The sequence below is a fragment of the Mesorhizobium sp. genome (genome assembly GCF_004962245.1).
GTDB lineage: Bacteria > Pseudomonadota > Alphaproteobacteria > Rhizobiales > Rhizobiaceae > Mesorhizobium.
Genome location: NZ_SUHQ01000001.1, coordinates 42,216 through 67,283 on the forward strand (window position 1 = coordinate 42,216; position 25,068 = coordinate 67,283).

The following is a 25,068-nucleotide window of genomic DNA, read 5'->3' on the forward strand; positions in this document are numbered from 1 at the left end:
GGCGGTGGATCGCCCCACCGCCGTTCGTTGACAATCTGGCTGAACTCAGGCCGCTCGTTTGCGCTTGCGGTCGGGCGTCACCGCCTCTTCGGCAAGCATCGCCACTGCCTGGCCAAGGCCAAGCGACTCCTGGTCGCGCGAGCCGAGCCGGCGGATGTTGACAGTCTCCTCCTCCGCCTCGCGCTTGCCGCAGACGAGGATGACCGGGACCTTGGCCAGGCTGTGCTCGCGGACCTTGTAGTTGATCTTCTCGTTGCGAAGATCGGCTTCCGCCAACAGTCCGGCCGCCTTCAGCTGCGCGACGACCTTATGCGCATAATCGTCGGCATCGGAGGTGATCGTCGCCACCACCACCTGCAGCGGTGCGAACCACAGCGGGAAATGGCCGGAATAGTTTTCGATCAGAATGCCGAGGAAGCGCTCCATCGAGCCGCAGATGGCGCGATGCACCATCACCGGCTGCTTCTTTTCCGAATCGGAGCCGATGTAGAAGGCGCCAAAACGCTCGGGCAGATTGAAGTCGACCTGCGTGGTCCCGCACTGCCATTCGCGGCCGATGGCGTCCTTCAGCACATATTCGAACTTCGGCCCGTAGAAGGCGCCCTCGCCCGGATTGATCGAGGTCTTGATGCGATTGCCCGACCGCGTCCGGATCGTCTCCAGCACGTCGCCCATGATTGCTTCGGCATGATCCCACGCTTCGTCGGTGCCAACGCGCTTGTCCGGACGCGTTGACAGCTTGACGCTGATCTCGTCGAAACCGAAATCGGCATAGGTCGACAGGATCAGATCGTTGATGCGCAGGCACTCCGAGGCAAGCTGCTCCTCTGTGCAGAAGATATGCGCGTCGTCCTGCGTGAAGCCGCGAACGCGCATCAGCCCATGCAGCGCCCCGGATGGCTCGTAGCGATGCACATTGCCGAATTCCGCGAGCTTCACCGGCAGATCGCGGTAGGACTTCAGCCCGTGCTTGAATATCTGGACGTGGCCGGGGCAGTTCATCGGCTTCAGCGCAAAGACCCGGTCGTCGTCGGTATCGTCGCCGGCGACCGTGACCTTGAACATGGCGTCGCGGTACCAGCCCCAGTGGCCCGACGTCTCCCACAGGCTCTTGTCGAGCACCTGCGGCGCGTTGACCTCCTGATAGCCCTGCTCGTCGAGGCGGCGGCGCATGTAGTTGACCAGGTTCTGGAACATCCTCCAGCCCTTGGCGTGCCAGAAGACGACGCCCGGCCCCTCTTCCTGGAAATGGAACAGGTCCATCTCGCGACCGAGTTTCCTGTGGTCGCGCTTTTCGGCTTCCTCCAGCATGGTCTGGTAAGCGTCGAGTTGCGCCTGGTCGGCCCAGGCTGTGCCGTAGATGCGCGTCAGCATCGGGTTGTTGCTGTCGCCGCGCCAATAGGCGCCGGCCACCTTCATCAGCTTGAAGGCGCTGCCGATCTGCCCGGTCGAGGCCATATGCGGGCCGCGGCAGAGGTCGAACCAATCGCCCTGCGCGTAAATCTTGAGGTCCTGATCGTCGGGAATCGCATCGATCAGTTCCAGCTTGTAGCGCTCGCCCTTGTCGGCGAAGATTTTTTTCGCCTTCTCGCGCGACCAGACCTGCTTGGTGAACGGCTTGTTGCGCGCGATGATCTCGCGCATCTTCTTCTCGATCACCGGGAAATCGTCGGGCGTGAACGGCTCGTTGCGGGCGAAATCATAGTAGAACCCGTTCTCGATCACCGGCCCGATGGTCACCTGCGTTCCCGGCCACAGTTCCTGCACGGCTTCAGCCAGCACGTGCGCTGCGTCGTGGCGGATGAGTTCCAGCGCGCGCGGGTCTTCGCGGGTGATGATCTCGACCTTGCCGGACTTGCCGAGCGGGTCGGAAAGATCGCGCACGACGCCGTCGATGCTGTAGGCAACGGCCTTCTTGGCCAGCGACTTCGAGATCGATTCCGCCAGGCCGGCGCCAGTCATCGCCGCTTCGTAGTCGCGGACGGAGCCATCGGGAAATGTCAGGGAAACGGAATTCAGCATAGAGTTCTCCTATCCAGTCCCGCAAACGAGCGCGGGTGGTGAAATGCATGTCGCCCAAAAGCGCGAAGCGGTTTTTGGGTTATGACATCCATAAAGCAAAAGCCGGATGCGTCCGGCGGCGAGCGGTCTTTTATGGGCAGATGCCGGCGCCGTAAAGCCAGATGTAGTTCACCTGACGAGATTCGGCAGGTCCTTCAGGAACATCGTCCGTGCCTTGGGTCCCTTGGGCGTGTCCGACCGTTTCGTATCGACCACAAGGCGGGCAAAGACGATCTTGCGATCATCCCTTTGCGCCCAGCCGACAAACCAGCCAAGCGAGCGGTTGACCTTGTCGGCGCCGTTGCCAAGCCTGGTGGTCCCGGTCTTGCCCTGCACCGTCCAGCCTCCTGCCTGGAAAGACGGCAGGATCGCCTCGGTCATCACGTGGGCCTTGTCCGAAACCGGCAGCTGGCCGGCAAGCAGGCGGCGCAGGAAATTCACCTGCTCGACTGGGGATATCTTGAGGGAAGAATTCACCCAGGACCGGGTGAGCCCATCATCCTTGCCGGCATTGCCGGAGACATCCGCGTTGCCGTAGTCGAACTTCGAGACATAGCCGGCGAACCGCTCGCTGCCGAGCCGCCGGGTGATTTCCCGCGAAAACCACAGGACCGAATCCCTTTCCCAGATCGTCGGGTCGACGGTCTTCTGGTCCCGCTTCACCGCCTTGAACTCCGGCTTGTAGTCCCATGCCGGCGTGTGCTCATCGCTCAGGATTCCGGCGTCGTAGCCAATCAGCGACAAGGGAACCTTGAACGTCGAAGCGGGGCTGAAGCGCTGGTCGCAAACCCCGTCCCGGTACAGCGTTTCGCCGCTTGCAGCATCCAGGATCAACGTGCATTCGACGTCCTTCAGCGGCGCGGATTGAGCGCGGATCGGAAAACCCAGCATCCACGCCAGAAGGTAGAGAACCAAGGCGAAAACGAATGGACGGCGATCTATCTGGCGCATTTGGCAATCTCTCCTGAGGCAGTCAGGAGCGGCTTAGCGAGGCGTCTTGTCTCGATTTTGTCTTAAATGCGCAAGATGCGGTTAACCCTAGCAAATCGTAAAGATTTGCGCCCCCTGCCGGCATCAGCTTTCCCGGCCACTGCGCTTTTTTCCGATCCGCCAATACCGCCAAGGCGTGAACCAGACATAGCGACCGGCCAGCACCTCCGGCACGCGGTCGATGCCATGGGTTCCGAACGGTCCGCAGCGCAGCACCCGGAAAAGCCCCATCCAGCCGCCGGCCCACAGCCCGTGGCGGGCGATCGCCTCATGCGCGTATTCGGAACAGGTCGGCAGATGCCGGCAGGAATTGCCGACAAAGCCGGACAGCGTCAGCTGGTAGAAGCGCACGAGCGACGTGCCGAGTATTCGGCCGGGCGTCTTGCGCCACGGACCGGGCCAGTTGCGCCCGCGCTGGAGCGGCCTGGCGACATGCGCATGCCCATGTTGATCGCGCACCGCGTTCTCCGCATCGCGTTTTCCCGAGGGATAGATGTGGACTTCGGGCAGAGAACGCAATCCCCTTCTGCCTGCCGCCCTGTGATCCGCTTCAGGATCTTGAACGGCGAACAGGATACCGATCCTTCGAGGGCGGCCAGCGAGCGGTGCCGGCCTGCCTTTCTTCGCTGCGCCCGGCATGGGGCCTGTCACGCCATTGAAATGTCGCGATCCGCATGACGTCGCCAAAAATGCTCAGGAACTGGATCATGGCCGCATCTCCTCTAGGTGCCGATTAGACCGCTGCTGGCCTTCGTCCTCAAACGAGTATAATTTCCGCCTCGGATAACTAGAGATTATGCGAATGAAGCGCGGCCGCCTTCCCCTGACGGCATTGAGGAGTTTCGAAGCGGCCGGCAGGCACCTGAGCTTCAGCCGGGCTGCCGAAGAGCTTTTTGTCTCCCAAGCAGCAATCAGCCGCCAGGTTCGCGAGCTCGAGCTGTTCCTGCGCCAGCCTCTGTTCCACCGCCACCATCGCCGCGTCGAGCTTACCGACACCGGCCAGCGCCTGCTGGAACAACTCGTCAGAAGTTTCGACGACATTGACGGGAGGCTTTCGGAATTGGTGGCAACGCCGGCCCAGTCGGTGGTCTGCATCAGCGTCGAACCTTCGCTTGCCGCGTCCTGGCTGGTGCCGCGGCTCAATCGATTCCGCGAGCTGCGGCCAGATATCGACATTTCCCTCGATGTCGACCCGCGCCTGATCGAGTTCCGCAGCGATCAGGCCGAACTCGCTCTGCGCTTCAGCGCCCACAGCACGTCATGGCCGCGCAGCGAGGCGGAACGCCTGGCGCCGGTCATCGATTCGCCTGTGTTGTCGCCAGCGCTGTCCGCATCGGGCCTTGCCCTGGAAAGCCCGGCCGACCTGCGTCGCTACACCTTGCTGCACGAAGAAAATCGCCAGGGCTGGGCACGGTGGTTCGAGGCTGCGGGCGTGTCCGATGATGCGATACCGGAGCGTGGCCCACTGCTGGCGGACGCCTCGCTCTCGAAACAGGCGGCCATGCTGGGGCACGGCGTGGCGCTGGGCGACCTTCTGCTGGTCAAGGAGGAGCTGGCGACCGGTGCGTTGATCAAGCCATTCGATATCAACGTAGTGTGCGGGGCCTATTGGCTGGTGGCCAGGAGCCTGCGCAACCTGTCCGAACCGGCCGCGGCGTTCGCCGATTGGATCCGGACCGAATTTGCCGAAAGCAGGCGTTTTCTGGAAGGTGTTTAGGCCGCCTGTTCGGCGCGCTTCTTCTCGATCTGACCGATCGCGTCGACCACCGCGTCGAAGGTCAGCATGGTCGAGGCATGGCGTGCCTTGTAGTCGCGCACCGGTTCGAGATATCTGAGATCGGCGAAGCGGCCTTCCGGCGGCGCGCCATTTTCCTTCAGCATCTTCAGCATCGTCTCGCGAACGCTGCGCAATTCATCCGCGCTGGCGCCGATGACATGTTGCGCCATGATCGAGGACGACGCCTGGCCCAGCGCGCAGGCTTTGACGTCATGGGCGAAATCGGTGACGACGCCGTCATCCATCTTCAGATCGACGGTCACGGTCGAGCCGCAGAGCTTGGAATGCGCGCGCGCGGTTGCGTCGGGGTGGTCGAGCCGGCCGATCCGCGCGATATTCCCGGCAAATCCCAGAATTTTCGCATTGTAGACATCGTCGATCATATTTTTCCAATCCGTCGCCGCTGAGCGAACAGCGATTGCCGCTGGCGGTCTTCCTTTCGCTCGGCACGATCATATATAATGCTGGTAGTCGGGTATGGACAAGGTAACCAACGACCTCGTCTTGCTCAAATCAGTTCACGCCGCTTACGGGCTGGAAACAGGGCACGTTTCTAACACCCGAAAGGTCGTGGTCCGTTCAACTCGTTCCTCCTGAGAGGGGAACTACGGGAGACGCCTTTATGGATGCCGTCATCAAGAAATTCATGCCCCCCTCCGCCTATCTGGAAAAGCCGGTCACCGATCGGCCGAGCGAAGCCGAAGCCGAGGCCGCGGTTCGCACGCTGTTGCGCTGGGCCGGCGACAATCCGGACCGGGAGGGCCTGGTCGATACGCCAAAGCGCGTGGTCAAGGCCTATAGCGAAATGTTCGGCGGCTATGACAAGTGCCCGGCCGAGGAACTCGGCCGCACTTTCGAGGAAGTCGCCGGCTATGACGACCTCGTCCTCGTCAAGGATATAACGTTCCATTCGCATTGCGAGCACCACATGGTGCCGATCATCGGCAAGGCGCATGTCGGCTATTTGCCGGACGGCAAGGTTGTCGGCCTGTCCAAAATCGCGCGCGTCGTCGATATCTTCGCCCAGCGCCTGCAGACCCAGGAAGCCATGACCGCACAGATCGCCGGCGTCATCCAGGATGTGCTCAATCCGCGCGGCGTCGCCGTCATGCTCGAAGCCGAGCACATGTGCATGGCCATGCGCGGCATCCGCAAGGAGGGGTCCACGACGCTGACCTCGACCTTCACCGGCGTCTTCAAGGACACGCCCGAGGAACAGGTCCGTTTCGTCACCATGGTGCGCGGCGGCAGGGGCTGAACGACCCTCGCCGGTCGCCAGCCATGATCCCGAAAAGTGGGAACCGGTTTTCGGACAAGATCATGGCCAAACAAGAAGACAGAGCCTCACCCATTCCGATTCTATCGGAATGGGTGAGGCTCTGAACAAGGACCGGCGATGTCGGCACTGGAATTTCCGAAAGCTCCATCAGACAAGAAGGCACTGGAAGAAGGCGCGGTCTTTTCGCCGCGTTTCGATGCCAGCGGTCTCGTCACCGTGGTCGTCACCGACGCCGAAGACGGCATGTTGCTGATGGTCGCGCACATGAACGCCGAAGCGCTGGCGCTGACGCTCGAAACCGGCATCGCTCACTACTGGTCGCGCTCGCGCAACGCTCTGTGGAAGAAGGGCGAGACGTCCGGGAATGTCCAGAACGTCGTCGAGATGCTCACGGATTGTGACCAGGACGCCATATGGTTGCGCGTCAAAGTGATGGGCCACGACGCAACCTGCCACACCGGCCGGCGTTCTTGCTTTTATCGGACGGTGGGGCTGATCGACGGCAAGGGGACGCTTGCCAGCGACGGCAGCAAGCCACTGTTCGATGCGGAAGAAACGTATCGAAAGCCTCATGAACCATCCATATGAATGAACCACATAAACCATCCATATGAATGAACCCTTCGCCGAACTGCAGCCACGTATATTCATGATTTCGATACGGCCATCCTGTATATTGGCCGTGGGACAAGGGAGATTGTGATGCTCGAATGGGCGTCATTGCGCAACAGAGTGGATGTTCGGGAAGCCAACGGCCTCTCCTCGTCCGCCGGCGCAGCTGAAGTGAAACCGGAGAAGAAAACAGGCATTTCGCTGGCACTGGGCGGCGGCTGCGCGCGCGGCTGGGCCCATATCGGCGTGCTGCGCGCGCTCGACGAAGCCGGCATAGAAGTGTCGATGATCGCCGGCACCTCAATCGGCGCGCTGGTCGGCGGTTGCTATCTTGCCGGCAAGCTGGATGAGCTGGAAGAATTCGCCAGAAGCCTGACCAAGCGGCGCATCTTTGGTCTTCTCGACCTCAATCTGCGCGGCAGCGGCCTGTTCGGCGGCATGAAGCTGGACGCACGGCTGCGCGAACACATGGCCGGCATTCGTTTCGAGGATCTGCCCAAGCCTTTCGTCTGCGTCACTTCGGAGATCCGCACCGGCCATGAAATCTGGCTGTCCGGCGGCTCGCTGATCACCGCCATGCGCGCCTCCTATGCACTGCCCGGCGTTTTCGAACCGGTCACCTGCAACGGGCGCGTGCTGGTCGACGGCGCGCTGGTCAATCCGGTGCCGGTCTCGGTCTGCCGCGCCTACGAGCAGCCGCTCGTGGTCGCGATCAACCTCCACTATGACCTGTTCGGTCGCGCCGCCGTCATCAAGCACACTGCCGGCGAGATGATCGCCGAGAAGGACGCACCATCGGTCGGCCAGGTCGACGCCGAACGCCAGTCCCGCGAAGTGCGACTCGGCATCACCGGCGTCATGGTCGAAGCCTTCAACATCATCCAGGACCGCATTTCGCGTGCGCGGCTTGCCGGCGACCCGCCTGACATGTCGCTGCAGCCGAAGCTCGGCCATATCGGCCTGACCGAATTCCACCGCGCCGACGAGGCGATCCGCATCGGCTACCAGACAACCATGGCCCAGATCGGCGAGTTGACGCGGCTGCAGACGGTTCTGGCCTAAATGATGATCCCGGGAGCCTGTTCTCAGGCCCGTGCGGCATCGACGATGCGAAACTGCACCGTGCGGTTGCCGTTCCAGTGATTGCCCGACAGCGAGCCGGCGACATGCACCGGCTTGCCCCTGTTCTTGAACAGGAATTCGCCGAGCGCCGTATCGACGGCGCGAAAGGCGATCGCCTGGATGCGGCCACCGCTTTCCGACTGCAACTCGGCGCGGATATGGTTGGTGCCGACCGGCCTTGCGTCGGTAAGCCGATGGCGCGGCAGCGCGAAGACCGGCGCGACGTGTCCGGCGCCGAACGGGCCGGCCTTCTCCAGCGCATCGAGCAGACCGAGCGTCGCGCCCTCTGCGGCCAGCGCACCGTCGATCGCCAGGCTTTCCTCGCCTTGCAGCCGAAACACGTCGGCCGCCGCTCGTTCTTCGAAGAAAGCCCTGAGCGCGCCGAGTTTCGCCCGCTCCACCGTGATACCCGCCGCCATGCCATGACCGCCGCCCTTGACGATCAGCCCGGCATCGGCGGCCTCGCGCACCAGCCGGCCAAGGTCGAAACCCGACACCGAACGGCCTGAACCCGTACCGACGCCATTGGGATTGAAGGCGATGGCGAAGGCGGGCCGGCGCGCATGGTCCTTGAGCCGCGAGGCCAGCAGGCCGACGATGCCCGGATGCCAGTTGGAGCTGGCGGTGACGACGATGGCCGGCCCATTGCCGCCGGCAAGCTCGGCATCGGCCTCCACGCGTGCCGCGGCCAGCATTTCCAGTTCCATCTGCTGCCGCTCCTGATTGAGACGATCCAGCGTCTCGGCGATGGTGCGGGCCTCGACGGGATCGTCGGTGGCGAGCAGCCGGCTGCCGAGTGCCGCATCGCCGATCCGCCCGCCGGCATTGATGCGCGGACCGATCAGATAGGCCAGATGGAAGGTGCTGACCGGCTCGCCGATGCGCGAGACCCGCGCCAGCGCGGCCAGGCCTTCGTTCCTCTGCTGGCGCGCCATCTGCAGCCCCTTGACCACGAAGGCGCGGTTGACGCCGGTCAGCGGCACCACGTCGCAGACGGTCGCCAGAGCCACGAGGTCGAGCAAGCCAAGCAGATCCGGCGGTGCGGCATCCGGCAATCGACCGCGCAGGATCTTTGCCGTCTGCACCAGAGCCAGGAAGACGACGCCGGCAGCGCAAAGATGGCCCTGCCCCGAAAGGTCGTCCTCGCGATTGGGATTGACGACCGCTTCCGCCGCCGGCAACGGGCCGCCGACCTGGTGATGGTCGAGCACCACGACATCGGCGCCCGCCGCCTTTGCCGCATCGATGGAAGCGGCGCTGTTGGTGCCGCAGTCGACGGTGACGATCAGCGTTGCGCCGCGCGAGACGAGTTCGCGCATGGCCTCCGGATTGGGGCCGTACCCCTCGAAGATGCGGTCCGGTATGTAAATCTCCGAAGGCACCGAGAAATGCGTGAGAAACCGCTTGAGCAGTGCCGAAGAGGCCGCGCCGTCAACATCGTAGTCGCCGAAGATCGCCACCTTTTCCCTGGCAATGACTGCCCCGGCGATACGGGCGGCGGCCTTGTCCATGTCGGTCAGCGATGCCGGGTCCGGCAGCAGGTCGCGAATGGTCGGATCGAGAAACCGCTCGGTCTGCTCGGCGCTCACGCCGCGCCCGGCAAGGACGCGCGCGACGATGTCGGGCACGCCATGGCCCTGCGCGATGGCGAGTGCGGTCATGTCCTGCCGCTCGGTCAGCCGGTGTTCCCACGAAACACCGGTGGCCGATTGCCTGACATCGAGGAAAAAACGTCTTTCGCCCGTCATATGACGCGCCGTCTGCAAAATTGTCATTTCTCACAATATGCGACGGCTAGCCGAGTCGGTATCAAAACTTTTCCAGATCCTGGTGGCGCGCCTTGATCTCGCGCACGGTGCGTGACGACGAGCGCAGCACGATCGTGTGCGTGGTGATGGAGTTGCGACCGAACTTGACGCCGGCCAGCATGTTGCCGTCGGTCACGCCGGTTGCCGCAAACAGCACGTCGCCGCGCGCCATGTCCTGCGTGCGATAAACCCGCTTCGGGTCGGAAATGCCCATCTTGGCCGCGCGCTCCACTTTTTGCGGCGTGTCGAGGATCAGTCTTCCCTGCATCTGGCCGCCGGTGCAGCGCAACGCAGCCGCTGCCAGCACGCCCTCCGGCGCACCGCCGGTACCGAGATAGATGTCGATGCCGGTCTCGTCCGGATCGGTGGTGTCGATGACGCCGGCGACATCGCCGTCGCCGATCAGCCGGATCGCAGCGCCGGTAGCTCGCACGGCTTCGATCAGCTTGCCATGGCGCGGCCGGTCGAGGATGCAGGTGGTGATCTCCGACACTGGAACGCCCTTGGCCCTGGCCAGGCTGGCGATGTTTTCGGCCGGCGAGGCATCGATGTCGATGACACCGTCCGCATAGCCGGGACCGACGGCGATCTTGTCCATATAGACGTCGGGCGCGAACAGGAGGCTGCCCTTTTCCGCAATGGCGATGACCGCGAGCGCATTGGGCAGGTTCTTGGCGCAGATCGTCGTGCCTTCGAGCGGGTCGAGCGCGATATCGACCGCCGGGCCTTTGCCGGAGCCGACCTCCTCGCCGATATAGAGCATCGGCGCCTCGTCGCGCTCGCCCTCGCCGATCACCACCGTGCCCTTGATGGCGAGGCGGTTGAGCTCCTCGCGCATGGCGTCGACCGCGGCCTGGTCGGCGGCCTTCTCATCACCGCGTCCGCGCAGCCTGGCTGCCGCCACCGCGGCACGTTCGGTGACGCGCACCAGTTCCATGGCGAGTATCCGGTCGAGGCCGGCGACGATGTTCTGGGCCACGTTCATCGATGGACAATCCTCGTTGGCGCATCGCCCCCCACCGGAGGCGCGCTCCTTGTGTCAAAGCTCCATGACAACAGCAAGACCTTGGCAAGCGTTTTTTGAAAACGCAACGATATCAATCGATTGAATGGTAAAGACTACCCTCTACCCTGCCCGCTCTATGCGGATGACCTGCGGCTTGTCGGTCAAATGGCCGTCCTTGGTGATCCCCTCGACGGCCTTGCGCACCGCCGCTTCCGTCGTCTCATGGGTGACGAGGATGACCGTTTTCTGCAAAGCGGTTTCCGGCCCGGCGGCATGCTGCACGATCGATTCCAGCGAAATGTCGCTGTCGGCCATGCGCTTGGCAATGGCGGCAAAGACGCCGATCCGGTCATGCACCGTCAACCGGATGAAATAGCCGCCGGCGTGGCTGCGCATCTGCGCCTTCTTGTAGGGTCGCAATTCCTTCGCCGGCAGGCCGAAGACCGGACCGTGCTGGAAACCCGGCCGGCTCTTGGCGATGTCGGCAATGTCGCCGACCACCGCCGATGCGGTGGCGTTGCCGCCGGCGCCGGGACCGGAGAGCAAAAGCTCGCCAAGGATGTCGGTTTCGATGGCAACCGCATTGGTCACGCCGTGCACCTGTGCGATGACCGAGGCCGTCGGCACCATGGTCGGATGCACGCGCTGTTCGATGCCGCTTTCCGTGCGCTGGGCGACGCCGAGCAGTTTTATCCGGTAACCGAGATCGGCAGCCGCGCGGATGTCGGCCTGGCTGATGTTGGAAATCCCTTCCATGTAGATGTCGTTGGCGGCGATCCTCGTGCCAAAGGCAAGGCTGGTCAGGATCGACAGCTTGTGCGCGGTGTCGTGGCCCTCGATGTCGAAGGTCGGGTCGGCCTCCGCATAGCCCAGCCGCTGCGCGTCCTTCAGGCAGGCGTCGAACGACAGGCCCTCGGCCTCCATCCGGGTCAGGATATAGTTGCAGGTGCCGTTGAGGATGCCGAAGACACGGGTCACCGAATTGCCGGCCATCGCCTCGCGCATCGTCTTGATGACCGGGATGCCGCCGGCCACCGCCGCCTCGTAGTTGAGCAGCACGCCCTTCTTCTCGGCGATCTCGGCCAGCGCCACGCCGTGTTTGGCGAGCAGCGCCTTGTTGGCGGTGACGACATGGCGGCCGGCTTCAAGTGCTGCTTTCACGGATGATCGCGACGGCCCCTCGTCGCCGCCGATCAGTTCGACGAAGACATCGATGTCGGCGGTCTGCGCCATTCCCACCGGATCGTCGAACCACTTGGCCGCGCTGAGATCGACGCCGCGGTCGCGTTTGCGATCGCGGGCCGAAACGGCTGACACGACGATCTCGCGGCCGCATTGCCGCGTCAGTTCAGCCGCCTTGTCCCGCAGCACGCGCGCCACCGACGCGCCGACGGTGCCGAGACCGGCAATTCCAACACGCAACGCTTCAGCCATGTCCGGCGACGCCCCTCAAGGATTTGGTCGATGTGATATCGGGCAACTCAACGATGCGCGGCGAGCGGCACCACATTGTTGGGCTGCTTGGCGCTGGACGCCAGGAAGCGCTTGATGTTGCGCGCCGCCTGCCGGATCCGGTGCTCGTTCTCGACCAGCGCGATGCGCACATGATCGTCGCCATGCTCGCCAAAGCCGACGCCCGGCGCCACCGCCACGTCGGCGTGCTCGATCAGAAGCTTGGAGAATTCGAGCGAACCGAGATGCTTGAAGGGCTCCGGTATCGGCGCCCAGGCAAACATCGATGCCGCGGGCGCAGGAATCGCCCAGCCGGCGCGGCTGAAAGCATCGACCATGACGTCGCGGCGCTTATGATAGATGTCGCGCACTTCGGCGATATCGGCGCCGTCGCCGTTGAGTGCATGCGCGGCCGCCACCTGGATCGGTGTGAAGGCACCATAGTCGAGGTAGGATTTGACCCTAGTCAGCGCCGAGATCAGCCGCTCGTTGCCGACGGCGAACCCCATGCGCCAGCCGGGCATGGAAAAGGTCTTCGACATCGAGGTGAACTCGACCGTCACGTCGATGGCGCCCGGCACCTGCAGCACCGAGGGCGGCGGATTGCCGTCGAAATAGATCTCCGAATAGGCAAGGTCCGACAGGATGATAATGTCGTTCTTCCTGGCGAAGGCCACCACGTCCTTATAAAAGTCGAGCGAGGCAACCAGCGCCGTCGGGTTCGACGGATAGTTGAGGATCAGCGCCAGCGGCTTCGGGATCGAATGGCGGATGCCGCGCTCCAGCGCCGGAATGAAGCCGTCATCCGGCTCGACCTGCAACGAACGGATGACGCCGCCCGACATGATAAAGCCGAAGGCGTGGATCGGATAGGTCGGATTGGGGCACAGGATCACGTCGCCGGGGGCGGTGATCGCCTGCGCCATATTGGCGAAGCCTTCCTTCGAGCCCAGCGTCGCCACCACCTGCGTGTCCGGGTCGAGTTTTACGCCGAAACGGCGGGCATAGTAATTGGCCTGGGCGCGGCGCAGGCCCGGAATGCCGCGCGACGACGAATAGCGATGCGTGCGCGGATCGCGCACCACCTCGCACAATTTATCGACGATAGCCTTGGGCGTCGGCAAGTCCGGGTTGCCCATACCAAGATCGATGATGTCGGCGCCGCGCGAACGGGCACTGGCCTTCAGCCGGTTGACCTGCTCGAAGACATAAGGCGGAAGCCGGCGGACCTTGTGAAATTCTTCCATATCAATTCCAGAGGTGGTCAGTTCCAGAGGTGGTTTTCGGTCGCGCGATATAACCCTATTTGCAGGCAGGGTCGAGGGCGGGATCGCAATTGGTCTCGATCTGCTTCAGCGCATCGGCGCCGTGCTTCCTTGCCAGCGTGTTCAGCGCCGCCGTGTTCGCGACCCTGACCGCGCCGCCCCTGGAGCCCTGCGCCTGCCCGTCGGCCTTCAACTGGGCGAGCTTGGCGTTCTTCTCCTCCTCGGTGAACTGCTCCGCCGCCACTTGCGGCGGGATGTTCAGGTTCGGATAGGCGCCGGTGTCCTTTGGCCCTTCGACGAGGCTGGCGGCGGGTGCTGTACCCTCGGTGTTGGTGCTCGAACAGCCGGCGATAGCCAGCAGGACGACCGCCACGCCCATGCGGCAAAAACGACCAGGGCCGGAAAAAACAGTTTCGCCAATATTAATCGTCATATTGTTTCCTTAGGCAGCCGAGGTAGACCGCGTTGGACCCTGTCGGATGTCCCATGATAATATGTCAAGAAAACGCTTCGGGAGGAACCCCGCGAACCATGTCCAAAAGACCCGATTCGGGCAAAGCGGAAGATGACCAGCCTTCGACCGTCGAGCAATATCTGGTGAAGGACCCGGAGCGCTTCGCCTTGAACATGGCACGCATGATCGAGCAGGCCGGCAAGGCGGCTTCCGCATGGGCCGAGCCGCGCGAAAAAGGCGAGGTGCGCGATCATGTCGCCGAGCCGGTCATCGACATGGTGAAAACCTTCTCCAAGCTCAGCGAATACTGGCTTTCCGATCCGCAGCGCGCGCTGGAGGCGCAGACGCGGCTGTTTTCCGGCTACATGACCGTCTGGGCCAATGCCATCCAGCGCATCGGCGCCGGCGGCGAAGGTACCGACGACGCGGTCAAGCCTGAGGGCGGCGACAAGCGTTTCCAGGATCCGGAATGGGGCCGCAACGCTTTCTTTGATTTCCTCAAGCAGGCCTATCTCGTCACCTCGCGCTGGGCGGCCGAGCTGGTCGAGCACGCCGATGGCCTGGACGAGCACACCCGCCACAAGGCCAGCTTTTACGTCAAGCAGGTGTCCAACGCCATCTCGCCGTCAAACTTCATCCTGACCAACCCGGAGCTGTTTCGCGAGACCATCGCCTCGAATGGCGAAAACCTGGTGCGCGGCATGAAGATGCTGGCCGAGGACATCGCTGCCGGCAAGGGCGACCTGAAACTTCGGCAGGCCGATTACTCGCCCTTCGAGATCGGCAAGAACCTGGCCACGACACCCGGCAAGGTGGTGGGCCGCAGCGATGTCGCCGAGATCCTGCAGTACGAACCGTCGACCGAGACCGTGCTCAAGCGGCCGCTGCTGATCTGCCCGCCGTGGATCAACAAATTCTACATTCTCGATCTCAACCCGCAAAAATCCTTCATCCGCTGGGCCGTCGAGCAGGGCCACACCGTCTTCGTCATCTCCTGGATCAACCCGGACAAGCGGCACGGCACCAAGGGTTGGGAGGCCTATATCAGGGAGGGCCTGCAATATGGCCTGGACACGATCGAAAAGGCCACCGGCGAAAAGGAGGTCAACGCCATCGGCTATTGCGTTGGCGGCACGCTTCTGGCGGCGGCCCTGGCGTTGATGGCGCAGGAAGGCGACCACCGCATCAAATCGGCCACCTTCTTCACCACGCAGGTCGACTTCACCTATGCCGGTGACCTGAAAGTGTTCGTCGATGAGGAGCAGGTCGCGGCCGTCGAAAAGGCGATGAACGAGAAAGGCTATCTCGACGGCACCAAGATGGCGACCGCCTTCAACATGTTGCGCTCTGGCGACCTGATCTGGCCCTATGTCGTCAACAACTACATGCGCGGCAAGGACCCCCTGCCCTTCGACCTGCTCTACTGGAACGCCGATTCGACCCGCATGGGCGCGGCCAACCATTCTTTCTACCTGCGCAATTGCTATCTCGAGAACAGACTTTCGAAAGGCATGATGGAGCTGGCCGGCCGCATGGTGTCGCTCGGTGACATCACCATCCCGGTTTACAACCTCGCCTCGAAGGAAGACCATATCGCGCCGGCGCTCTCGGTTTTCCTCGGCTCGAAATATTTCGGCGGCGAGGTCGAGTACGTGATGGCCGGCTCCGGCCACATCGCCGGTGTCGTCAACCCGCCGGCGGCGCAGAAGTATCATTACTGGACCGGCGGCAAGCCAACGGGCGACTTCGATCAATGGGTCGCCAACGCCACGAACCATCCCGGTTCCTGGTGGCCGCACTGGCAACGCTGGATCGAGGCCAGGGACAATACCCGCGTGCCGGCCCGCAAACCGGGCAAGCACATGAAAACCTTGGGTGATGCGCCAGGCACCTATGTCAAGGTGCGTGTGTAACGTCCTGTAATGTGTGGTGAGTTGACGTGCCTGCCAAAGAGGGCGAAATGGTGTCGTCAACCCTTAGGTAGCCTCGATTCACCTCTAGCCATCGAATTACTTTGAGGCTTGCCTTTTTGATACAGGTCTCGTTTCCGGTTCGGGGACAAGGATTATTTCGGCGGGACGTTTCAACGCCACGCCAATGACGTACCGGCCGGACATCGAGGGGGAATTTTGTTTTGAAATCAGCGGGATCGCGCTTCGCGAAGGGAGAACGCCGCGCCATTGCGGCAGCGCTTTTCTCCGTGCTCCTGGCGTCCTGCACCTCGGCTGGCGACCCGACAATGTCCGTCGGCATGCCTGGCTACAATGCCTCGTCCATGGACAATAGCACGGCCGCGGGCACGCAACAGGTCGCCGCTGATTCGTCATCGCAGATCACGACTTCACAGATGACGATGACCGCCGAGGGCGACGCAGCCCTTCCCGAGCAGGTCGCTTATGTACCAGTGGCGAAGCCAGGAGCCCAGGGTGGAGCCAGGTCCGATGCCGGCTTCCCCGTCACGGCTCCTGCGGGCGCCGAGGCGACTGCGGGCCAGACGCCGCAGCCACAGGAACAGCCCGCGCAGACGGTGGAACAGGCCGACGCTGCCACGCAGAAGACAGAAACGGCCGATGCCGGCACGGCCGCGCCGAAGAAGGCCGAAGCCGCCGCGCCGGCGATGAACAATCCGGTCTACGTAACCGCCGGAGAGCCGCAGCCGCAAGCCTATGCGCCAAAGAAGAAGGGGTTCCTCGCCTCTTTGTTCAGCGCCACGCCCGCCTCGGCGGCACCTGCTCCGCAGGCCAACAGCAGGTCGGGCGAGCAACCGACGACCGCCCAGCCCAAGGCGGCGGCGGCAAAGCCGACCGTCACTCTGGCCTCGGCCAAATCGGCTGAAAAGCCGGTGCAACTGGCTTCGCTAGGCGATACCAGCCATTTCACCGACGACGCGCTGCCCGGCGTACGCAAGACCGCACTCTTCGAGATCAAGCGCAAATCCGGCCTCGACGACGAGAGCGACGTCGATCTCAACGAGGATGAGGGCGGCGCCTATCAGGTGGCATCCGCCGCCGGCCTTGCCCGGCTGGCGCCCAACGGTCTCCTCAGGCAGACCGAGAATGTCGACGTCGCCTGCCTCAAGCCTTCGCTGGTCCGGGTGCTGAAGACGATCGAGGGCCACTACGGCAAGAAGATGATCGTCACCTCCGGCTATCGTGACCCGGCCCGCAACCGCCGCGCCAACGGCGCCAAGAATTCGCTGCACATGTATTGCGCCGCCGCCGACATCCAGGTTCCAGGCGTCTCGAAATCGCAACTGGCAAGTTATATCCGCAGCATGCCCGGGCGCGGCGGCGTCGGCACCTACTGCCACACCGAATCCGTTCACATCGACGTCGGTCCCGAGCGCGACTGGAACTGGCGCTGCCGCCGCCGGCGGTAACGACTGGTCTTCCTCTCGTTTACGAAAACCTCCGCTGTGTGCTGTCTGGAGCGGCATGCAACGCACCGCCGAACCGTTTGAATCGCCAAAAAAGCACGGTTTTGCAGCCATTGAAAAAAGTTGTCGCAGGCAGCAGCAGACGGGTTGCCGGTTTGGCGCGACGCAACTATAAGCGCTCAATCTGAGCGCGCCCATCGTCTAGCGGTCAGGACACCGCCCTTTCACGGCGGTAACAGGGGTTCGATTCCCCTTGGGCGTACCAGACTTTTCAAGTACTTAGCTTAAATCTCCCTTTTCCTGTCCAACGTTTGGCCAATTTCCTTTTTCGGCCTTGTCGATTCGTCGTCGTTCGCCAACTTTGATTTTCCGGGGTTTCCTGCGACTATCGGCAGGTCCGGGCATGGGGGAACGGCAATGGGCGCAATCGAAAACTTGCTTGAACTTGTGGTCGCAATCGTCGCACTGATCGTTTCAGTGTTGGCCTTCGGCTTTTCCGTCTTCTTCTGGCGACGCCAGTTTCGCCCGATTGTAACAGCTTCGGTCAAAACTCACAGCGGCGGGAACAATGGGATCGCCTACAACCTCGTAGTGCCAAACTCTGGATCAATTCCGGCGAAAAATATCCGCCTAATTGTACACGACCAGGCTGGGCTCGAAGCGGCGCTCGGCGTCGGTGTCAACGAGGATGATAAAAAGCGATGGCTGGCGTGTTTCGATCAGTCGACGGTAATTTCGCTTCTCCAAAACGGCGATAAGACGTCGTGCTCTTTTGGGATGACGCATAGGAATCCGCGGCAAAGCTTTTGGAAACCGCAGGCCGTGTTTCCAATCCGCATTGAGTATGAGGGGTGGTTCGGCGACAAGTAGGATTCGGACCCACCTAACATTTTGCAGATCGCGGACTCCGACAGCTTCACTGGAGGGATGTGGGCGCCGGTGAAAAAATAGAGAAGCCCGCCACCGTGAGGCGGCGGGCAGAGTCGGCAGCCGGGCGCAGCGGGCCGACGAAAGTGGCGATATGTGCTGAGCGCTAAGAGGTTTTGAACGAGATCCCAAGGCGCGGCGAGGTCGGCGCTACTGACGCGCGCCTGTTCCCGAGCGCGTTGGCTTCAGCCAACCTAGCCAGTGCTTGCTCGACTTTCTGTGCCGAAGCGTCCGTGCGCTTGATGTGCCGCATCATTTGCTGCCTCAGCAGCGCGAGCCTTTCGGCGCGATATACGTCGCCGTATCTCGCAGTTTCAAGATGGAGGGTCGCAAGTCTCATGGGCGCGATTCCCCATTATCTAGCAGTAGAATTCGCAAATCCGTCTTTCGTTCCGACGTCCGCCTTACGCCGTCGCAAAGGGCCCGAGGGCGCCGCGAATGAGAACCGAACCACGAATATCGTGGAATCCGGTTAGGAATTCTTATCGCCGTTTGGGTTTGGCGCCGGTGCCTCTCGCACATCTCGCGGTGGCGGATCGACATGTTCAGGCTCTGGCGATGCTTCCTTGTCGGGGCGACGAACAGGTGTCTTCTTTTTCGGGTCGGGCCTCGGTGGTGGTTGTTTGATTTTGTTTGCCATATCCAGTTTCCTCCATCTTCCTGAAACCGGATCGCCTCTCTTGTTCCTATGCGCCATTAAAAGGCCCGCCACCGTGAGGCAGCGGGCTTCAACTGGAGGGGCATCTTGCGGGCGAAGTTTCAAAGTTGCATCAAGGCTGGGCGGCTGCTCGTGCCTTGGCAGGGCAGTAGGGACAGGGAACGCCATACGGTAGGGGGGTGCAATTGAAACAAGCGCTAGTACTTTGTGCGCTGGCAATTACAATGCCATTGTGCGGGTGCACAACTAGGCCCGGGCAGTTGATGGTGGGGCACAAGCCCTACTACGGATCTGATCCTGGCCCTGTTGCGCTGCGTCGGATGGGTGACGCTGGATATATTCCGCGTTCAATTTCATGCTTCATGCCTCGATCTGGCCCTGCTGCAAAATCGCCCAAAGGTTCAACCTTGAAGCTTGAGTGGGCTAAAGCTCCCAAGCCCTATCCGACTTGGACAATAATATCGGCTCCGCGTTCGGTGCTTGGGAAGGAGCGGGCAGTTGCAGCAAAAGCAGGTATGCACAAGGTGTCTGGAAGTCACTTCTTTCAGGAGATAGCCGGCGAAGAATTCTACTGCGAGATCTGGCGAGTCGGGTAGCCTGCCGGCTTCAATTTCGGCCGCCGAACGTTATTGGCCGGCCAGCCGCGGCGTAAGGGTCCTCAGCAACAAAAAAGCCCGCTACCAGAAGCAGCGGGCCATTCAATGGACGCCTGCTTCTTTGAGTGGTGCCGGGAACCGATGCAGAGAAGGCAGATCAAGAGGCTGAGAAAAAGTCGTCGCCGGAGCGCTCGTGGAGGGAACGATCCAGTCCGCCATGAGTTAGCAAATCATGATGGACACCATGGAACCCCTCGGACACGCGATGGCCAATGCCAGGGAGCGCATTAACCGGACCGAGCTCGCGCTTGAACGCACAGAAGAAATGCTGGCCGAGAATATCGCGCTGTGCAGCAGGCTACGCGCGCAACGGTGTCTGGTTGAGGCCGCATACCGCTTGGCGGAAATCGATCCCCCCAGCAATGAAGGTGTCGCCGGCAGTCATGAAGCGCCACCGGCATCGAGAACGCCGCCGATTTCTTCATAAAGCCGATAGGCGCGTCCATAGTTCGTGTCGTTGTTGTCGAGACTGGCATTCTCACCGACAAGGCCGTCAAGCCATTCATGCCATTTTCGGAGATTGGTGATTTGTGCGCCGGCTTGAACGAGCGCTCGACCATTGCCAGAAGGGCGCCGACGCTTGTCGCGTTCACCCTCCTTGCCCCTTTTCCAGGGCGCTTCCGTCGATGACGCCGTTTCTACGGGATGTATTAAAACCGTTTCACGGGATCTATTATAGGTTTCACCTAATATATTTACACCAGCATCCTCTTGAACAGAAGGCTTTCAAAGAGTCGGCCCTTTCACGGCGGTAACAGGTGTTCGATTCCCCTTGGGCGTACCAGATTTTTCGAGCACGGCCGAAAACTCCCTTCCCTATCCGATGTTTGGCCAATTTCCGCACAGAAACCGGCGAGATTGCTTGGTGGGGCTTTGGTGCACTCGGCAGGGATCGAACCTGCATCTGCCCGAGGCTTCGGTGGTGGCTCTATCCTGGTTGAGCTACGAGCGCGAACATTTTGGCAGGCTAAAAGAGCAGGTGTCGTTTTATCAACTCGGAGATTGGGGGTAACCGGCACCTGCAATGGAAGTAAGGCCGCGCAGGTCGCATCACCATTACTAAATTAGCAATCATGCATGAGTGGCCTATAGTGTTAACAGCCGGCGCCGCCCCTCCTCAAAGCCCCGCCGGTTAGGCTCGGCGGCCCCTCGATCATTCGGCTGTCGAGCCGCCCGAACTTGCTAGCCGCCTTCATGATCCGGATTAGAACCAACAACCGGCACCAGAGTCTCCGATCACCATTGGCCGATTAAGAGATCCAAAAAGCCCCGCCGCTCCATTTTGCGAAGCGGCGGGGCCCCCCACTCGCCCCCGCTGCTGACCACGCAATTGCGATGCCAGACGTGTTGACCCATTACGGAGCACCTTTAGGACGGCCTGTTCACAGTCGCGGGGGCTGTATCAAGCGGATCGATTGGATGTCGACTTTGCCGTAAAAAGTCTTTGGGCCGGAACGCTTGCTCGTCTCGAGGGTTGGGGTGCAGGAGATGCAGGCGTGGCCAAGAAGACGTCTATCGCCGAAACACTGCGACGAACCTCTAACCAACTGAAGAGGATCCGGAAACACGTCGCCAACGGCGGTCACATGGACCAGATGCAAGAGGTCGACGCCCTGGTAGGCCTCGCCAAAGAAATGGCCGACCGGCAACTGGCCGGGTTAGAAACCCCGGCAGACGAAAGCGATGGCTCTGCGCAAGACGGTGACAATGCAAAGGATTGAGCGTCGCCTCCCGGCATTCCGCGATCACGGAATTACTTTGATCGCCAAGCTCGGTACTCTCCAACGGCAGCGGACCCCAAACCGCCTGGCCGGCGCCCGTCAGGCCCCCCGCCAACTGTTGGTGCCGGCCATCCTCTGTTCAAATCTGGATAGGCGCGCCCTTCTTGCAACGCTCGAGTGCCTCCATCTGCCAGCTGGCCACCGGTACTCACTCGTTTGGGCAAGGATTCGACTCCAGGCTCATCCATTTGGCGGCCACGCGAATGGAACATGACCATTTTACTAAATTAGCGACGATACATGAAGGACCTATAGTTCGCCCCAGCCGGCGACCGCCCCCCGTACCGCCAGCCGGTCAGGCCCGGCGGCCCGCTGTTGGTCACCCCAACGGGGAGCTGCTGGGCCGCCTCAATTCGTTCTACGGATGGCGCGGGCCTTAGCTCACGGTCCACAACAGGGAGATCGGGGGAGTAGAAAGACGCCTTCTTTGCCCGCCTTAGGGTTTCCTGCTTCTGGCATGGTCTCCCGCAAAAGCGGATGATCGATTTATCCGGGGAAATGTCTTGCCGCGGCTTCACAAGGCACTTCGGCCCCGCCGGCAGGCTCGCACTCATAGCTGGTAGCTGACGGTTGGGGATCCGTATCGCATATCATGGAGCCGGTTGGGGCCAGCGCTGCAACGCGGCATGGCCAACGTCGGTAAGCGCATAGACGCCGCGCTCGGCCCTGGCGAACCATCCGTAGACATTGTGAAGCAGGATCTTGGCGGCGCGCGGTGAAACGGTTTTCAGATCGCGTGGGCGCTTCGGGCCGTCCGCCATGGCAGCGGCGCAGGCCAGCGCATCCTGCCGGTAAGCGGTCATAATCGGGGCTCGGGAACCACCGCCGACCACAGGATCGCCGCGCCGGCGCCGATGCTCGTCCACAAGGCGCGATCTTCGCTTCGGGTCTCGCCTTGGCGGCAAGGCTGCCGGACTGAGCAGCAGTTCGACGTTGCCGGCGGAGCCAACCCCCAGAAGGCCGAAACCGAGCCGCCGGCAGAGGGCGCGGAACCGGCGATCGTGCTCGCGGCCCTTGCCGCGGGCCGACATCCTCGCCGCGAGCCAGACCTCATCGCATGCCGCGGCGCGATCGACACCTTGAAGTATGAGTTCGAGGTTGAACTGCAACTTCAATTCGCAAATGACGACCACGGGCGGCTCGCCGTCACGCAGTCCCACGACATCGCAACCGCCAACTTCACCTTTGACGGTGAATTCCAGGCTCTCAAGAAACCGCTTCACCGGGATGTAAAGAGACGTTTCCTGCATACCGGAGCCATAGCCGATTCGAGCCGGGTTCGCCCAGAGTTGCTGAAAAACACGCCATCTGGACGGGGAAAGCGAAATGGCGCTCCCAAGATCTTACCTTTGTAGAAATCCTTCCAAAAATTGACATCATCGCCAGAATTTGTAATTTCTCTATCAGCGGCTGAATACGGAAAGGGAGAGGTCCGGTGTCGATCCGCGAAGAGTTGGCGCATACCACCCTGGCCCTCACATCCGCGGAAGCCAAGATCGTGCAGGTTCTTCTGGCCGACTATCCGATGTCCGGGCTCGGCACCGCCACGCGCCTGGCAAAAGCAGCGGGCGTCAGCGATCCGACGGTCATGCGCCTCATGGTCAAGCTTGGCTATGGCGGTTTCGCCGCCTTCCAGGCCAAGCTCCTGGCGGAAATCGAAGCCCGGCTGCATTCCCCGCTGCTGATGATGGAGGCAAAGCGGCCTGCCAATTCGAGCGAAGGCACGGTCAACGACTACTTCCATTCGGTGTCCGATAGCCTGGAGCGGACGCGCACGGCGGTTCCCTCGCAAAGCTATGGCCGCGCCGCCAGGATGCTGCTCGACTGCAAGGGTCAGGTCGTGCTGCTCGGTGGACGCTTCAGCCGGCACATCGCCTCGATGCTCGCCGGTTATCTCGTGCAGTTCCGTCCCAACGTGCACGACATCGGCGCGCTGGCGCCGACGGATTTCGACCTGCTGATCGATCTCGGCAAGCGTGACCTGCTCGTCGTGTTCGACTATCGCCGCTACCAGTCGGACGTGGTGAACTTCGCCCGTCAGGCGCGCGAGCGGGGCATCGGCATCCTGCTGTTCACCGACCCATGGCTCTCGCCCATCTCCGAACATGCCGATCTGACGCTGATCGCGGCAATAGAGGCCAACTCGCCGTTCGACACGCTGGCGACGGCCGTCGTCCAGATGGAGACCGTGTTTGCCCATGCGCTGGAAAGCGAAGGCCAGACGGTGCGCAAGCGCATCGAGGATATCGAAGGGATGCGCCGTGCCAACGGCGTGACGCTCGACGCCTCCGATTTCACCGGCCGCCGCAGCGCCACCGCCGGCGATCCGGCGAAGTGGACGGCACCCTTCGTCAGGGGCAAACCCAAATCGACGTAACCCGCCGCCGACGTGCTCGGAGCAAGACGAGCGGCCGGCCCCCCGCAACACCAAAGACAATCACGAACGCCGCCAAGGCACGAAAGGACATCGATATGCAGGACAGGGATGCGGCCGTCGCCGCCGCGCAAGCCGAGATCGACAAGGATCGCGACTGGGTGATCGGCCTCACCAGCGACATGGTTCAAATCCCTTCGGTGAACCCCAAATTCGAGACCCGGCAAGGGCTGAACCGCGAGGCCGACGTGCAGGCGATGCTGGAGCCGGTCCTCAAGGCCGACGGCTTCTCGACCGAACAATGGGACGCCTTGCCGGGGCGCCCCAATCTGATCGGTGAATGGGCTGGCGAGGAAGAGCGCAGCCTGATCCTGTGCGGCCATATCGACGTCGTGCCGGTCGGCGAAATGAAGAACTGGTCGGTCGATCCGTTTGGCGGCGACATCACCAACGGGCGTCTTTACGGTCGCGGCGCGGTCGACATGAAGGGCGGCGTCGCCGCCTGCATCGCGGCGGCGCACGCCATCCGCAAGGCCGGCATCACGCTCCGGGGCCGGCTGGCGATCCACACCGTGGTCGACGAGGAAGCCGGCGGCTTCGGCGCCATGGACGCGGTCGCCAGGGGCAGGCTCGCCAAGGCGGTGCTGGTCGCCGAACCGACCTGGGGCGATGTCCTCCCGGTCGAGGGCGGGCTCGAATGGGCGCGGGTGACGATCCGCGGCCGCAACGCGCATTCCGCGCTGCGCTACAATGAAATCTATCCGCAGCGCCACGACAAGGACCGGCTGGAGCCCGGCGTCAACGCCATCGAGATCGCGGCGCGATTCATCGCGGCCGTGCGCCAGTACGAGCTCGACCGCACGCGGGCGAGATCGCATCCGCTGCTGCCACTCGGCATGAACACGATCAACATCGGGGTGATGCATGGCGGCACTGGACTTGGCGAGAACGGCCTGCCGACGGTGATGACCAATCCTGCGATCATCCCGGACGTGGCCGTTCTCGATCTCGACATGAAGTTCCTGCCTGACGAGAATTCAGCCGATTATCGCCGCGATTTCGAAACTTTCGTGCATCATTTCGCCGCCACCGACGCCTGGCTGCGCGAAAATCCGCCGACCATCCAATGGGAACTGGGCGGCCTTCACTTTCCACCGATGAACACTTCGCCGGACCATCCGCTGGTCAGGTCGCTCGTCGCCAACAAGGCGCGGATCGGCAAGACGCCTGAGGTGAAGGGCTTCGTCGCCGTGTGCGACGCCGCGCACTATGCCGGCGCCGGCGTCGACGGCGTCATCTTCGGTCCGTCGGGCGACGGTTTTCATGGCGCCGACGAATATGTCGAGGTCGATTCGGTGGTGGAGACCGCCAAGGTCATCGCCGCCTCCGTCATCGACTGGTGCGGCGTCCGCTAAACTCGAGTTGGTTAAGGCGTGTTGAGATTCAGGTCAGGCCGAGCCGAAAATGGTG

Annotated in this window: 21 protein-coding genes and 2 tRNA genes; 12 read left to right on the top strand and 11 right to left on the bottom strand. The window is 62.3% G+C overall.

The genetic code is table 11. From position 1 onward, the window contains the following. Window positions 1-45: 45 nt before the first annotated feature. The 3 genes from thrS to yidD all read right to left on the bottom strand — a co-directional run bounded on the left by thrS (window position 46) and on the right by yidD (window position 3,510). Window positions 46-2,022, bottom strand: a complete 1,977-nt coding sequence (gene thrS / locus E5X88_RS00205) for a threonine--tRNA ligase (RefSeq protein WP_292157045.1) — start codon at window positions 2,020-2,022, stop codon at window positions 46-48. A gap of 168 nt (window positions 2,023-2,190) precedes the next feature. Continuing rightward, window positions 2,191-3,012 (bottom strand): class D beta-lactamase, encoded by an 822-nt coding sequence (blaOXA, locus tag E5X88_RS00210; RefSeq protein WP_292157047.1) that lies wholly within the window; start codon window positions 3,010-3,012, stop codon window positions 2,191-2,193. Window positions 3,013-3,135: 123 nt separating this feature from the next. Next, window positions 3,136-3,510 (bottom strand): membrane protein insertion efficiency factor YidD, encoded by a 375-nt coding sequence (gene yidD / locus E5X88_RS00215; protein WP_292157049.1) that lies wholly within the window; start codon window positions 3,508-3,510, stop codon window positions 3,136-3,138. A 343-nt stretch (window positions 3,511-3,853) separates the two neighbouring features. On the opposite strand from yidD, the gene E5X88_RS00220 reads away from it, so the two are divergent. Further along, window positions 3,854-4,768 carry a LysR substrate-binding domain-containing protein gene (locus E5X88_RS00220; RefSeq protein WP_292157051.1) on the top strand — a complete coding sequence of 305 codons (915 nt, stop codon included), beginning with the start codon at window positions 3,854-3,856 and terminating at the stop codon, window positions 4,766-4,768. Here E5X88_RS00220 and E5X88_RS00225 read toward each other — a convergent pair. Next, the gene (locus tag E5X88_RS00225; RefSeq protein WP_065009453.1) at window positions 4,765-5,211 is read right to left on the bottom strand and encodes an iron-sulfur cluster assembly scaffold protein; all 447 of its coding nucleotides are present in this window, start codon (window positions 5,209-5,211) and stop codon (window positions 4,765-4,767) included. The genes E5X88_RS00220 and E5X88_RS00225 overlap by 4 nt on opposite strands. A 239-nt stretch (window positions 5,212-5,450) precedes the next feature. Between E5X88_RS00225 and folE the strand changes: the two genes are divergently transcribed. The 3 genes from folE to E5X88_RS00240 all read left to right on the top strand — a co-directional run bounded on the left by folE (window position 5,451) and on the right by E5X88_RS00240 (window position 7,781). Continuing rightward, window positions 5,451-6,086: a GTP cyclohydrolase I FolE gene (folE, locus tag E5X88_RS00230; protein WP_292157053.1), complete on the top strand. Its 636-nt coding sequence runs from the start codon at window positions 5,451-5,453 to the stop codon at window positions 6,084-6,086. A 138-nt stretch (window positions 6,087-6,224) separates the two neighbouring features. Next, the gene (hisI, locus tag E5X88_RS00235) at window positions 6,225-6,695 is read left to right on the top strand and encodes a phosphoribosyl-AMP cyclohydrolase (protein WP_292157055.1); all 471 of its coding nucleotides are present in this window, start codon (window positions 6,225-6,227) and stop codon (window positions 6,693-6,695) included. 114 nt (window positions 6,696-6,809) lie between these two features. Then, window positions 6,810-7,781 carry a patatin family protein gene (locus tag E5X88_RS00240; RefSeq protein ID WP_292157058.1) on the top strand — a complete coding sequence of 324 codons (972 nt, stop codon included), beginning with the start codon at window positions 6,810-6,812 and terminating at the stop codon, window positions 7,779-7,781. 23 nt (window positions 7,782-7,804) lie between these two features. Here the strand turns inward: E5X88_RS00240 and recJ are convergent, their stop codons facing one another. The 5 genes from recJ to E5X88_RS00265 form a co-directional block, all read right to left on the bottom strand. Next, window positions 7,805-9,589 (bottom strand): single-stranded-DNA-specific exonuclease RecJ, encoded by a 1,785-nt coding sequence (gene recJ / locus E5X88_RS00245; protein ID WP_292157060.1) that lies wholly within the window; start codon window positions 9,587-9,589, stop codon window positions 7,805-7,807. Between the two features lie 61 nt (window positions 9,590-9,650). Then, entirely contained in the window at window positions 9,651-10,634 is a 984-nt protein-coding gene (gene glpX / locus E5X88_RS00250) for a class II fructose-bisphosphatase (protein ID WP_292157062.1), read from the bottom strand. 141 nt (window positions 10,635-10,775) lie between these two features. Beyond that, entirely contained in the window at window positions 10,776-12,089 is a 1,314-nt protein-coding gene (locus E5X88_RS00255) for a homoserine dehydrogenase (RefSeq protein WP_292157064.1), read from the bottom strand. Window positions 12,090-12,136: 47 nt separating this feature from the next. Next, window positions 12,137-13,354 carry an LL-diaminopimelate aminotransferase gene (locus tag E5X88_RS00260; RefSeq protein WP_292157066.1) on the bottom strand — a complete coding sequence of 406 codons (1,218 nt, stop codon included), beginning with the start codon at window positions 13,352-13,354 and terminating at the stop codon, window positions 12,137-12,139. A gap of 55 nt (window positions 13,355-13,409) precedes the next feature. After that, window positions 13,410-13,805, bottom strand: a complete 396-nt coding sequence (locus tag E5X88_RS00265) for a hypothetical protein (protein WP_292157068.1) — start codon at window positions 13,803-13,805, stop codon at window positions 13,410-13,412. 98 nt (window positions 13,806-13,903) lie between these two features. Between E5X88_RS00265 and phaC the strand changes: the two genes are divergently transcribed. The 5 genes from phaC to E5X88_RS00290 all read left to right on the top strand — a co-directional run bounded on the left by phaC (window position 13,904) and on the right by E5X88_RS00290 (window position 19,870). Then, the gene (phaC, locus tag E5X88_RS00270; RefSeq protein WP_292157070.1) at window positions 13,904-15,739 is read left to right on the top strand and encodes a class I poly(R)-hydroxyalkanoic acid synthase; all 1,836 of its coding nucleotides are present in this window, start codon (window positions 13,904-13,906) and stop codon (window positions 15,737-15,739) included. 326 nt (window positions 15,740-16,065) lie between these two features. Then, window positions 16,066-17,205, top strand: a complete 1,140-nt coding sequence (locus tag E5X88_RS00275; RefSeq protein ID WP_292157615.1) for a YcbK family protein — start codon at window positions 16,066-16,068, stop codon at window positions 17,203-17,205. A gap of 187 nt (window positions 17,206-17,392) precedes the next feature. Then, window positions 17,393-17,467: transfer RNA gene (locus E5X88_RS00280), tRNA-Glu, on the top strand. Window positions 17,468-17,619: 152 nt separating this feature from the next. Continuing rightward, complete coding sequence (locus E5X88_RS00285) at window positions 17,620-18,072, top strand: hypothetical protein (RefSeq protein WP_292157072.1); 453 nt, start codon at window positions 17,620-17,622, stop codon at window positions 18,070-18,072. 1,543 nt (window positions 18,073-19,615) lie between these two features. Continuing rightward, window positions 19,616-19,870 (top strand): hypothetical protein, encoded by a 255-nt coding sequence (locus tag E5X88_RS00290; RefSeq protein ID WP_292157074.1) that lies wholly within the window; start codon window positions 19,616-19,618, stop codon window positions 19,868-19,870. Window positions 19,871-20,317: 447 nt separating this feature from the next. Here E5X88_RS00290 and E5X88_RS00295 read toward each other — a convergent pair. Next, window positions 20,318-20,395: transfer RNA gene (locus E5X88_RS00295), tRNA-OTHER, on the bottom strand. 544 nt (window positions 20,396-20,939) lie between these two features. Here E5X88_RS00295 and E5X88_RS00300 point away from each other — a divergent pair. Continuing rightward, on the top strand, window positions 20,940-21,164 hold the full coding sequence (locus tag E5X88_RS00300) for a hypothetical protein (RefSeq protein ID WP_292157076.1): 225 nt from the start codon (window positions 20,940-20,942) through the stop codon (window positions 21,162-21,164). Window positions 21,165-21,814: 650 nt separating this feature from the next. Here E5X88_RS00300 and E5X88_RS00305 read toward each other — a convergent pair. Next, on the bottom strand, window positions 21,815-22,474 hold the full coding sequence (locus E5X88_RS00305) for a DUF2161 domain-containing phosphodiesterase (protein WP_292157078.1): 660 nt from the start codon (window positions 22,472-22,474) through the stop codon (window positions 21,815-21,817). A gap of 185 nt (window positions 22,475-22,659) precedes the next feature. Here E5X88_RS00305 and E5X88_RS00310 point away from each other — a divergent pair, with 185 nt between their 5' ends. Together E5X88_RS00310 and E5X88_RS00315 are read left to right on the top strand one after the other, a co-directional pair. Then, complete coding sequence (locus E5X88_RS00310) at window positions 22,660-23,601, top strand: MurR/RpiR family transcriptional regulator (RefSeq protein WP_292157080.1); 942 nt, start codon at window positions 22,660-22,662, stop codon at window positions 23,599-23,601. A gap of 95 nt (window positions 23,602-23,696) precedes the next feature. Further along, complete coding sequence (locus E5X88_RS00315; RefSeq protein WP_292157082.1) at window positions 23,697-25,013, top strand: M20 family metallopeptidase; 1,317 nt, start codon at window positions 23,697-23,699, stop codon at window positions 25,011-25,013. Window positions 25,014-25,068 lie beyond the last annotated feature (55 nt).